Annotated in this window: 11 protein-coding genes and 1 pseudogene; 5 read left to right on the top strand and 7 right to left on the bottom strand. The window is 61.0% G+C overall.

From position 1 onward, the window contains the following. Positions 1-425 precede the first annotated feature (425 nt). On the top strand, positions 426-695 hold the full coding sequence (locus M3436_16195) for a hypothetical protein (protein ID MDQ3565587.1): 270 nt from the start codon (positions 426-428) through the stop codon (positions 693-695). Continuing rightward, entirely contained in the window at positions 695-898 is a 204-nt protein-coding gene (locus M3436_16190; protein MDQ3565586.1) for a hypothetical protein, read from the top strand. The genes M3436_16195 and M3436_16190 overlap by 1 nt, the downstream gene beginning before the upstream one ends. 58 nt (positions 899-956) lie before the next feature. On the opposite strand, the gene M3436_16185 is transcribed toward M3436_16190, so the two are convergent. The 5 genes from M3436_16185 to mepA all read right to left on the bottom strand — a co-directional run bounded on the left by M3436_16185 (position 957) and on the right by mepA (position 7013). Next, the gene (locus tag M3436_16185; protein MDQ3565585.1) at positions 957-2168 is read right to left on the bottom strand and encodes a peptide ABC transporter permease; all 1212 of its coding nucleotides are present in this window, start codon (positions 2166-2168) and stop codon (positions 957-959) included. A 9-nt stretch (positions 2169-2177) separates the two neighbouring features. Further along, positions 2178-2903: an ABC transporter ATP-binding protein gene (locus tag M3436_16180; GenBank protein ID MDQ3565584.1), complete on the bottom strand. Its 726-nt coding sequence runs from the start codon at positions 2901-2903 to the stop codon at positions 2178-2180. After that, positions 2904-4856 (bottom strand): VWA domain-containing protein, encoded by a 1953-nt coding sequence (locus M3436_16175; protein ID MDQ3565583.1) that lies wholly within the window; start codon positions 4854-4856, stop codon positions 2904-2906. Positions 4857-4963: 107 nt separating this feature from the next. After that, complete coding sequence (locus M3436_16170) at positions 4964-5629, bottom strand: hypothetical protein (GenBank protein MDQ3565582.1); 666 nt, start codon at positions 5627-5629, stop codon at positions 4964-4966. Between the two features lie 532 nt (positions 5630-6161). After that, on the bottom strand, positions 6162-7013 hold the full coding sequence (gene mepA / locus M3436_16165; protein ID MDQ3565581.1) for a penicillin-insensitive murein endopeptidase: 852 nt from the start codon (positions 7011-7013) through the stop codon (positions 6162-6164). A 226-nt stretch (positions 7014-7239) separates the two neighbouring features. On the opposite strand from mepA, the gene M3436_16160 reads away from it, so the two are divergent. The 3 genes from M3436_16160 (at position 7240) to M3436_16150 (ending at position 8405) form a co-directional block, all read left to right on the top strand. Further along, the gene (locus tag M3436_16160; protein ID MDQ3565580.1) at positions 7240-7530 is read left to right on the top strand and encodes a multidrug transporter; all 291 of its coding nucleotides are present in this window, start codon (positions 7240-7242) and stop codon (positions 7528-7530) included. A 261-nt stretch (positions 7531-7791) separates the two neighbouring features. Further along, on the top strand, positions 7792-8022 hold the full coding sequence (locus tag M3436_16155) for a type II toxin-antitoxin system Phd/YefM family antitoxin (protein ID MDQ3565579.1): 231 nt from the start codon (positions 7792-7794) through the stop codon (positions 8020-8022). Continuing rightward, positions 8019-8405: a type II toxin-antitoxin system VapC family toxin gene (locus M3436_16150; GenBank protein ID MDQ3565578.1), complete on the top strand. Its 387-nt coding sequence runs from the start codon at positions 8019-8021 to the stop codon at positions 8403-8405. Before M3436_16155 ends, M3436_16150 begins: the two co-directional genes overlap by 4 nt. A gap of 180 nt (positions 8406-8585) precedes the next feature. On the opposite strand, the pseudogene M3436_16145 reads toward M3436_16150, so the two are convergent. Continuing rightward, a pseudogene (locus M3436_16145) lies at positions 8586-8851 on the bottom strand (transposase). A 273-nt stretch (positions 8852-9124) separates the two neighbouring features. Then, positions 9125-10804, bottom strand: a complete 1680-nt coding sequence (locus M3436_16140) for an FAD-binding protein (protein MDQ3565577.1) — start codon at positions 10802-10804, stop codon at positions 9125-9127. Positions 10805-10931: the final 127 nt, after the last annotated feature.

The raw sequence follows: 10931 nt of genomic DNA, 5'->3' as shown, positions 1-10931 counted from the left end.
GCCGTAGAGATCTTCTGCACCGCTATTCCAGAAGACAATGTGATCGCTGGTGTCGCGGATCAATAGGTGCGCCAAATTTAGGATCTCGGCCTGTCCCTCCAGTGGCGGCGGCTCGTTAACGCAGCGGTGCTCAACCGGTACGTCTTTTAAGTGTGCAGGATCGGCCATATATACGTTTAGCTCCCCGCGTAGTTTAAACGACATACGAACCTATCGCGTTTTATTCGCGCAGTCCACATGCTTGCCATAACGCGCGGAACGGCGAATTGCTCTCAATCATCGCTTGGGGATACGCTATCGCCTTAGCGCGCTGCGCGGAGCAACTCGACGATGGTCTCTACGGAATACGGTGGGGTAAGACGGTTGACAAGAGCCAAAGGGATACGTATTGTACATGGCATGTACATGTCCAATAGGAATGACCTATGCCGGCTGCAGTTGAACGCATCGTGGTGCAAGTACCCCCAGCGGAGAAGAAAACACTCGTAGCGAAAGCAAAGCGCTTCGAGATCAGTCTTTCGGAGCTCATGCGGCGGGGAGCCTCAGCCTACGCCGCTGCACCCGAAGAAGGAGACCTAGAGGCTTTGCTAGAACGGGTGAAGGCCAGCACGAAGGAAGCGGAGGCGGCGCTCGATGGGGCCCTTGCCTTCGTCACGGCCTCCAACAAGCGCCTGGCGAAGCTGGAGGGACGATAGTGGGCGTTGCGGACAAAGTTTGGGACGCGCTCACAACAGTAATCAAGATGAATGACAAGGTGGTATCGCTTGCCAGCGTGGTCAAGGAGCAACAAGCGAAAATCGAGTCTCTCATCGAACGCGTCGTGCGTCTTGAAGCTCAGCTCGAGACGATGTTCAAAATCGCCTCGATTAAGGGTGACGCAAAACGTCTGACACGGTAACCGGCACTGTAATCATTTTTAGTCTTGGATCCCCGCGGGCGGGTGCCGGCCGATGCTTCTATATATCCCGTAGTCCGTCGGAGGGCTCGATGCGCGCCGCGCGTAGTCCCCCGAGCAGGGCCGCGATCAGAGCCGCCACCAGTGTCAGGGCGAGCGCGGCCGCGAAATGTAAAGGCAAGAGGAAGCAGACCGACTGCCCGGCCTCCAGGTGGGAGCCTAGCAAAGCATTGATCACGGCCTCGAGCACGAGATAGACCAAGACCGCGCCCAGCCAACCAAGCACGGCGGTGAACAGTGACTGAAAGGCGGGAAACAGGATGATGCCCCCACTCGCAAAACCGACCAGCCGCAGCACGCTGAGCTCCCGGCGTTTGCGGTCGGTATTGGCCCAGAGGCTGGCGCTGAGCGAAAGGGAAAAACCGATCATCCCGGCAATAGCGATGATCCAGAAGACGATACTGAGATTACGATCCACCGAGAGCACGGTCTCGATCTCATCCGCATTGGTCTTGACCTTTTGGCCTTGATCCGACAGCAGTTGCGCCAAGCCGGCGACCTCATAGACGGATCGCGCATAGAGACGATAGCTGGGGTAGCTGCGCTCGGCGCCGACGGGCGGACCCCCGGCCCAGCCAAGCTCGGGCACGGCGCGGCCATCGCGAAAAGACTCCGCGGCCAGGAGCAGCTCAAGGCTGGTAAAGGCGGCGGGACGCGCAAAGGCGGCGGGACGCGCGATCCCCGCGACCCGGAGTGTGAACTCGACTCTTTCGCGTTGTCCGCCGTATTGGCGCGCGAGACTGCCTTCGATGTCGGCCCCCGGCACCACGTTTAACTTACGCGCGGCCGCGTCGGAAAGCACGATGTGGCGCAAACCCCGCGGTTTTTGAGGGATCGATGCGAGCAGCGGATCGCCTTCCCCCGAAGGGATCAGTTCCGCCGGTACGATGAAGGGCGCCGAGCGGCTACGAAGTTCAACGGTGGCCGCCAGCGTGCGCGTACGCGGTACGACAAAAGCGACCTCGGGCCGGGCGCGCACGGACGCGAACCATTCGGCCGTGTACCGGCTGCTGCCGAGCGGGCGGATCTCGCGTTTGCCAGGGTCCTCGGAAAGGCTCGTCATCATGTTCGTGATGATCCCGAACTTGACGCCGAACAGCACCATCAAAGGCGCGAGCACCGCGGCCAACCCCAAGATAAAACAAGCGGACATATGCCATTCGTGGCTATAATCACTGTAGGCAAGGCTAACGATGTTCCGCCACGAAGACATCCGTCCGCCTCAATCCTTAAAGGTCGATTCGATCCACCGTCCCCCGTCGCGTTCGCGGGAATCTTGGTGCAGGCTGCGAAAATCGTGCTTATAGATCTGAGCCCAATCGTGGCTGGCGGCGATAAACGTCACCCCGATTTCCTTCACGAGCTCCATGACGGCGCCCATGATCTTGCGGGCGGTAATGGGATCGAGGGATGCCGTCGGCTCGTCCGCGATCACGATGGAAGGCCGGTGGGCAAGAGCGCGCGCGAACGCTGCCCGCTGGCGTTCCCCGGCTGAAAGCAGGCCGGGTAACTTGCCGAGGTGGCGCTGGATCCCGAGGACCTTCGCCAAGTGGTCCACGCTCCCGTCCTCGGGCATGCCCAGCAGCCGGCGAGAGAGATTGATGTTGTCGCGCACCGTGAGATACGGCAGCAAGCCTCCGGTTTGCAACACATACCCGAGGTGCTTTTTCCTGAGATCGCCGAGCCGGTTCTGGTCGCGCTTGGTCCACGCAGCCGCGACGTCGATGGGGTTCTCTCCCCGGGGGATGAAGGTAAATCGGGCCGCCTCGTCGGGCCGCAAGATCATCGCCAGCATATCGAGGAGCGTACTCTTCCCGCAACCGCTGTAGCCGACGAGCGCGATCGCTTCGCGGTCTTCGATTCGGATCGAGGGAATGACCAACCTGAATCCGGTGCCGTTCGTCGCCCGCGTCTTGACAATCTCCTTGAGGTGATAAATCGCGCTCATCTAGGGCAGCATATCGAGCAGGACCGGGAACACGGATTCTCCGCTCACCGGACCGCCATCGAGCGACACCCAAAGATCGGTATGGTCATGCAAGGCCTGGTAATAACTAATCTTGCTCTCCAGGCGGCTCACAAAATCGACCTGCCGCTCCGCGGGCCATTCTTCCCAATCCGCGAGCGACAAACCCGTGACTTCGCTGACATAAGGCAGGTCCTCGACGTATTCGTTCAAATAACCGAGCTCGGCCAGGGACAGGCCGGCGCCTTCGCCGAAGGTCTTCGGATCACGGCTGAGGCGGGCCGCCATGCTCTTGAGCTCATTGATAAAATTGCGCGGCGACAAAACCCCCTCCTCGGCGAGATCCAAGGCCTGCTGCAAGCCGTTGCGCAGATCGCTCAACTGATCGCGGCTTACGAGCACGCGCACCTCAATCGAGGAGCGCTTGGGGTCCTTAAAATCACGATCGACCAGCCAGGCATCGAACACCGCCGGCGGACGCTCCCCTTGCACCTTTCGCAAGTAACGCATCTGCAAGGCGTATCCGAGCTTCGCGACCTTTTCCTTGAGCGCGACCAGATCTTCTTGACCCTCACTCTCGTGCTCGGGCGGGAGCGCCGCGTCACCCTTGGCCACCTTGCCGACCTGCTCCGCCAACTGGTCCGCGAGAGTCTGGAGTACCCGCCCGAAGTCTTCTACCTTGCCCATGCCGACACCGTAATAAAGATCGCCAATGCCAGGATATTCAGACAGGCGCTTGTACTGTTGCTCGGCCTTGCGGTGATTCTTCGCTCCCCTCGGCGTGCGCAGGTGCAACACCCAGATCGCGATGCCGCGATCTTGGGCCAGTTGCCGTATTGCGTTCACGCCGAGGCGCGTGCTCGAAAAGGCATCATTGGCTTCGCGCGCGCCGGCATCGGTCACCAACACGACGTTCCGGGCATCGAAATCATCCCAGGGATTGGATTCAATCGCGCTCTTGATACCGGCGAAAGCATCTTCGATGAAATCGGCATTGGAGGTGGTCGCGGCATCGAGCGTCTGTACTTGGCTGAAAAACCGTTGCGGTTCCCCGCCCTCCTGTAAACTCACGAAGTTACGGACCAGGTATTGCCCTTCGGGCGCGCCGCGTACAAAGTCCCGATAGCTCGTCAGCCCGAAACTGACTTGGTGGCTCAGTCCAGCGGCATCGATCGTGTCATAGACCTTGCGCACCACCTCGCGGGTGCGCTCGATGTAGGGACGCATCGACTGGGTGGAATCGATGACGAACACGATCCCGCTGCGGTAGCTCTGCGCCTGGTCCCCCGGCGCGTTCTGCAATGGCGCCGTCGCGGGCGCCGCGCTTTCCAACGGTACGGAGGCCACTTGAAGCAGGCGCGCCCGTTCGGTTCCGAGGTAGGCGTCCTCATAGCGCTTGATTGGAACCAGGTAAAAATCGTCTTCGATATCGATATTCGCTTCCGGCTGAATCGCGATCACGGGCGAATCCGGCGACAAGGTGCCGAGCACGGCCTCTTGGTAGAGCCGGGTATAGGTCTTGAGATCCTGTTTTTCAACCAGGCGCTTTAGAGACTTCCGGTCGCGGAACAGCAGCACGCGATCGATATCCTCGGAAGCTTTGAAGGTCACGGTCAGCGCTTGATGCCAAGGGATTAAATTATCCTCCTGGATCCAACCGCGCACGCTTCCATGACTGTCGCTACCGACCTTTACCCACTTGCTGTCGTTCAGTTCTTTGCGCCCATAGGCATAGAATACCGTGAACGGGATCACCGGCTGCGCGGCGGCGTCCAAGCTGGGTTGCGCGTAGAGACGGCTGCCTGGATTCGCCAGTGCGCGCTGGTACAAGGTCCGCTTGCCGGGCATTAGCAGCGGCCGCTCCGCGCTCTCCTGGGCCAAGACCGAAAAATGGAAAACGCAGGCGATTGCCCCGGCAATCAATGTTCGCAACATGATCTCAATTCCCCAATTTATGCAAATCCGGGCGGGCATGACCGCGGAAGCGAGGCCGTAAGCGCTGTCCAGTCGATCGATCCGGACCGGCTTTAAGGGCCGCGCCGCTACCGCAGGCCCAGGAGTAAACGCCGTGCCTCCGGGTCGCCGGTGCTGGCGCGCTTAATCACCCACTGTTTTAGTTGCTTCAGGCGCTCTCCGGCCTGCGCATATCCGTTACTGGCTGCATTCCGATACCACTTCGAGGCTTGCACGGGGTCGGGCCTGCCGAGCAGACTCGTGTCCTTGGTAAAGTAATTGGGATCGAACATCTCCGCCAATACGAACGCCGATGCCGCGTGACCGGTCCGCGCCGCGAAGAAATACAAGAGATGGGCATCGGCCAGCCGTTGGTCCGCGAGAAATTGACCGGCCTGGGTGTAAAGCTTTTCAAGATCGTAGCTCCGGCCACCTCCTCGTACGTCCGCGATGATGGCGCGCGCGCTATCACCGGCCCGGCCGCTCCCCTCTTCCGTTTCTTGCCCGCCGGTGGTTTGGGCGAGTGGGGGTGCTTCCTCGGGCGGGGCGGATACCGGCCCCTTGCGCGTCCCCGAAAACAAGAACACGCTGATGCCGATGAGCACCGCCAACGCGCCCCACGTGACCGGGCTGCGCAGCACCGAGGGCCGGCGGCGTAGCGGCTGGCTCGCCTTGAACACCGCTTGCGGCGGCCGGCCGTGGAACTGCGCCGTGGCGCGCTGCTTGGCGCCTGGCCGATCATTCCGATCGTTCATCGCCCTCTCGTAAAATGGTCAATCCGCCTTGCCCCCGCTGTTCCGCCCGTGCTTGGCGCCGGCATAGCAACGGTCCAAGCCTGCGAAGAACACTCATCTTGATGATTGATAAAAGCTTAATCTAAACGATGGCGATCCATCCCCGGTGCGATCCGGCGCGTTGCAAGATACGGCATTTTTATACTGACGGCAAACCACACACAGACCAGGCGGCTGCTCCCAAAATGAATGCGCGCGCCTGTGATGTCCGTCACGCCGCGAAAGCCGGCGACGGATAAATGACCGGCGCTAAAAGCTTTCGAGACACGCTGGTTAGAGCGCGCTTGACGACATAAATCGTAGAATACTAGCATTCCCCTGGGAGGAGACCGTAGGGTGAAGCTCAATGACATGGCCGAAAAACTGGGTTGCGCCCTGCGCGGCGACGGCACTACCGAAATCACAGGCGTTTCCGGCATCAAGGAAGCGGTCCATTCCGTCAAGAGCTAAAAGCGAACTGGAAGGGATCCGCGCCGCTCAGGCCCGCCCGGCGCTAAGGGATCACCTGTTCGCATTCCGGGGGCGGTCGCACCCGTTCGCCCGCCAGGGTCTTTTGCTTTTCAGCGTCCTTTCGCGCCTCCTCCGTGAACCACCATTTCAGCGTCGTGTCGCAGCCGTCACCCGCGGGCACGGGCGCTTGCGGGGCGCAACCTGGACTGTCCGCGGGACATTTCAAGCGCAGATGAAAATGATCATGATGGCCCCACCAGGGCCGGATCTTTTGCAACCAGAGAAAGTCTTCAGGGCGGCGAATGCGTATGCTCAATTGGCAGAGATGACGTTTGATCGCCGCGTGCACGAAGATGCGATCGACGCTGTCGATTTCCGCGGCGAACTTGAGTACTTGCCAGGGGAAATCGGATCGCACCGGGACAAAGGAAGGCGCCGTCAGGGTCTCCCGATCGCGAGCGGTCAAGGCACGGTCCCGCGCGACGGCTGGCATCCAAAACCATATGTCCGCGTCGATCCCGGTTTGATGGCTGCGATGGCCGGAGGGCATCGGGCCTCCCCGCGCCTGGCTCAGATCACCGATGAGTAGAACCCCATCGGTCGCCTTATGCACGCGGCGGCTCAAGGTCTCAATGGCCCGCACCAGCGCGGGATGGCCGAACCCTCGCCGCCGGCTCGGGCGCATGCGCTGGTAGCCCGCGCCGCCGAGCGGTAGTTCTTCGGCGCCCGCGAGGCAGCCCGCCTGAACGCCCCCGATAGCACGGGCTGGCGGCGCCGTGGGATAGGTGATCATTGCCCAGCGGGTGTCAAGGTCCCTCGCCGGTAGGCCTTCACTCATCGCCGCATAAGCGCCAACAACCAAACTCAATACCACCCTTACGAGAACTCCGGCCATCGGTCAAGCCATCAATTTTTCGCTTCGATACACGCCCGTGCACATAGCGCCTATAATTAAGCACATTAAGCAAGATGCGAGGGCGCCGCTAAGGACCTATCGAAAGCGTTACTCTGATTCACAACCACTCGGCAATAGAGCCAAAGGGGAAAGCAATATGAGAGGGTCAGTACGAAAAAATATCGTCTGCTTACTGAGCTACGGGTTAGTACTTAGCTCGCTATCAATGCCGCGCCTGGTAATGGCGGATTACCACGGAACGTCCACAGAGATCCAAGACCCAAACCGATCCGGACCTAGCACTCAGTCCCCAACCGCGGTCGAGATGTTCGCCGATGCGGCGATTGTCAGACCCTTGATGTTAGGGGCCACGGCCTTGGGTACCGGCATCTTTTTGGTCACGCTACCATTGAGCATCATCGGCGGCAACACCGATCAGGCCGCGCAACGCTTAATCGTCGAACCCGGAAATCATCTCCTCAAACCGTGCTTCGGCTGCCTGCCGAGCGTCGATTGACGGCCTAACGCCGTATTCATAGCGATTTCGGCGCGCCGAAATCGCTATGAAGCGCCGCTCATGGCGGCCAGACACAGCGTCATCAAGGCCCCCGGCATCAAGCCGAGGACCAGCACGGCAAGCCCGTTGAAGCTCAGCACCACGCGCGTATCCTGGCCGCAAACGATGGGCGAGGTGTGCTACTCCATCGACGTGTTTCACTGGTCCAGCAAAACGGCTACACTTAGCTAAGTTTGTGGTCATGTCGTTGTGGGGTGTGCCGTGTCTTATCAAGTCAATATTCATGATGCGAAAACCCAGCTCTCGGCCCTCCTCACGCGGGTGGAAGCGGGCGAGGAGGTGGTCATCTCCCGCGCCAACAAACCGATCGCGCGCCTGGTTCCCTATACCCAACCCAAGGCACCGCGCCGCCTCGGCGAGGCCAAGGGCTTGATCGAGATCAAGCCGGACTTCGATCAGCTCCCGGATGAATTCATAGCGCACTTCACGTGAGGATATTGCTGGATACCCATGCCTTTCTTTGGCTGGTCACTGACGATCCCAAGGTCTCCGCGCCCGCCAAGGTCGTATTCCTTGAAAACGACAACGAGCTGCTACTCAGCGCGGTCACTGGCTTCGAGATCGCGGTGAAGTATTCGCTCGGGAAGCTCGGCCTTAAGGAGCCTCCCAAGCAATTCATCAGCAAGCGCATACAAGCCAATGCCTTGATACCGCTTGCCATTACCATCGAGCATACCGTGCTGCTCGCCGACCTCCCCTTTCATCATCGCGATCCCTTTGACCGCTTGCTCGTGGCGCAAGCCTTGAGCGATAGCCTGCCAATCCTGAGCGCGGATACGCTCTTATCCGCCTACGGGATAGAGAGGATTTGGTAGCCCCAACGTTATCACTCCAGCCGCATCGCCCCAAAGAGCGTGCGACGCGCGCCGGTAACGGTCAGCATCGTAGATACTGTTATCCATGTCGCCTACGGGGTCTTGAAGTCTGGACAACCCTTCAACCCAGCGCTTCATGGACGTTGACATGGATAACAGTATCTACCCGGGCTCGACTCGGGGTAGGTCGCGTGAAAAGAGGCTCTTAATTAACCGCAGCCGCAGGGATAGTCGGCATCCCTTTCAGGCAGCGAGAAGATCGCGTGCAAATGGTCGGGCAGCACCACGATAGCCTCTACCGTAAACGGGTGCCGCGCCCGCCCATACCGAAAGGCGGCGCGTAAGAGGTCGATGTGATCGGTCAACAGCCGCAAGCGCCGCTCGCCGAGATTGAGGGTAAAGAAATAGCTCCCGCCCGCGAACAGTTTGCGCCGATGGTTAACTATCGGCGCATCATATCAAGGCTCGTGAGTGTGATGGGTATCGCTACGCGAGCGATCGCAGACCACGCCTACGCTTGAATGTAGGATGCGCCCGACGTTAGGAGGCGCCGAGGCGCGCAGCTTCGCGGCGATCAGGGGCGCGCGCTTCGACGGGTTCGGGTCCGGCTTGCTCGAGGGGTCGGTCTGAAGCCAGGTGTTCCATGTGAGGATTCTGAGGCCGCGGGTCATGGACTGGCTCTTCACGTTCAGGGACTTCGGCCGCGCCGGAGTGGGGCGCTACAGAACCTGCTCGGCCGCGATCCAGAGCGGTGCCGGGTTTTCCTCCGCTTCGGCAGGCAATTCGGATCTCACGAGGCCGATCTGGCGGGTGTACATGTTGTCGAAGGTGCCGAAGGCGTTGTGCGTCGAGTAGACCCGCTCGAACTCCGGGAGCTTCGCGTAGAGGTCCTCGACCCTGTCCCGCGTAAGTGCATTGTATTGCCCCCAGTGGGGGCGGCCGCCGAGATTGCCGGCCTTGTAGCAGAGCGACTCCTCGATCTCTTCGAGGGATGCCTTGTAGTCGCTCATCTGCTCCGCGCGCTTGTCAAGGTTCAGCGGCAGGAGCATGGGAATTTCGATCATGCATGTCGGCCGGTCGTATTGCATGGCGAGATAATGTCTCGACGGCGCGACGAAGCGTACGCCGAAGGGCACCGCGTAGAAATACCTGTTGCGCGCCATGATATCGAGGATCCGGTCCACCGCCGCGACGGTGTTTTCGAGCGGCACGGCAATCTCGGTCGAGATTGCCTCGGACGGGCGCTCCGGCTCTTCTTGCGGTTTCGTGTCGTCACGCTCGCGGCGGAGCACCCAGTAGTTCCTCGAATAATCGACCTTGCCCTCGAAGGGCGGATCGTCCGCAGTGCGCTCGAAATTGCCGCGGATCTTGTTGCCGATGTCAATGAAGAGGAGGATCGTTCCGTTCTGGCTCTCGAGCGAGGGGCGCACATGGTCTTCCACGAAGCGTTGGAGGCTGCTGGACTTCTCGCGCCGGGGCGGCCAGTCGTATTTGTCCTTCCAGTTGTCGGGCTTGCTCACCTTGTCGGTCAGGTTCCGGTAGCGCACGAAGCACATCGGGTTCCGGGTCGCGTCCTTGCCCTGCGCTTCCGGGCAGTTGACGAGGAATTCCCAGAAGCGGTTCTCCTTCAGGACGCGGGGGAGCTTGTAGGGGAAGCCGCTCAGAGTCTCGAGGCGCAGGAGATCCTTGACGTCATTCCATTCGATGGCGCGGTTGTCTTCCTTCAGCCAGTATTCGTCGGTGACCTCCAGCGTCAGCGAGTAGACGAGGCCAATGCTGCCAAAGCTGACGACCGCGGAGGAGAAAGTATCGTCGTCCTGGATCAGCTCGGTGTCGTGCTTGGACTCGTCGCGCTCGAAGGCGGCCGGGTCGGTGATCCCGTTCGCCGGCTCGATGCGCCGAAGCCGGATCTCGGGCGCGCCGTCGACCTTCCGGACCGTGACCATCTCGATCGACCGCACGCTTTCCGCCATCGGGCCGGTATAGATGCTGGAGCCGTGGGTTCCGGTCAAGATCGCGCCGATCAGGGACTGCCAGTCGAAGGAGCCCATGTTGAGGACGGCCTTGTCGCCGAGTAGGACGCGGTTCGCATATTTCAGCCGCGTTCCCGCGAGCAGGCGCACATAGTAGGGCGCCTTCGATTGCAGGCTCGGCTTGAGGTAGTCGAGCGGCAGCGTGCCCTGCATCGCGTCGAGGCTGACGAGGAGATCGTCGGGCCGCGCGACGGAAGTGGTGGAATGCGCGGCGCCGACGGCGCGCAGGCGCTGGCCGTTCGCGATGGCCGTCTCCACGATCTGGACGAGATCCTCCTTCGTCCTCGGCGCGCTGACGCTGAGGCCGGAGGACGCGTAGTCGCCGATCCAGTTCGTCCACGGCACGATCAGGGGAATGCTGTTCATCGCGGTGCCTCTGCCACTGGGAGGGGGCTGCGCGGCATCGCGCGCGCCGGCGTCATGCCGGGGCTCGCGATCATGCTGCGTCCCCCTTCGGGGCCGCGGTCGGGCGGCCTGTCGCGCCGGCCCCCCC

Source organism: Pseudomonadota bacterium, assembly GCA_030859565.1.
Classification (GTDB): Bacteria; Pseudomonadota; Gammaproteobacteria; order JACCXJ01; family JACCXJ01; genus USCg-Taylor.
This window is presented reverse-complemented; position numbering and strand designations above follow the sequence as displayed.

Excerpts from the sequence above, each read along its gene's own strand:
- M3436_16195 (MDQ3565587.1), top strand. The coding sequence starts at position 426 with ATGCCGGCTGCAGTTGAACGCATCGTGGTGCAAGTACCCCCAGCGGAG.
- M3436_16185 (MDQ3565585.1), bottom strand. The coding sequence starts at position 2,168 with ATGTCTTCGTGGCGGAACATCGTTAGCCTTGCCTACAGTGATTATAGC.
- M3436_16180 (MDQ3565584.1), bottom strand. The coding sequence starts at position 2,903 with ATGAGCGCGATTTATCACCTCAAGGAGATTGTCAAGACGCGGGCGACG.
- M3436_16175 (MDQ3565583.1), bottom strand. The coding sequence starts at position 4,856 with ATGTTGCGAACATTGATTGCCGGGGCAATCGCCTGCGTTTTCCATTTT.
- M3436_16170 (MDQ3565582.1), bottom strand. The coding sequence starts at position 5,629 with ATGAACGATCGGAATGATCGGCCAGGCGCCAAGCAGCGCGCCACGGCG.
- mepA (MDQ3565581.1), bottom strand. The coding sequence starts at position 7,013 with ATGGCCGGAGTTCTCGTAAGGGTGGTATTGAGTTTGGTTGTTGGCGCT.
- M3436_16160 (MDQ3565580.1), top strand. The coding sequence starts at position 7,240 with ATGCCGCGCCTGGTAATGGCGGATTACCACGGAACGTCCACAGAGATC.
- M3436_16140 (MDQ3565577.1), bottom strand. The coding sequence starts at position 10,804 with ATGAACAGCATTCCCCTGATCGTGCCGTGGACGAACTGGATCGGCGAC.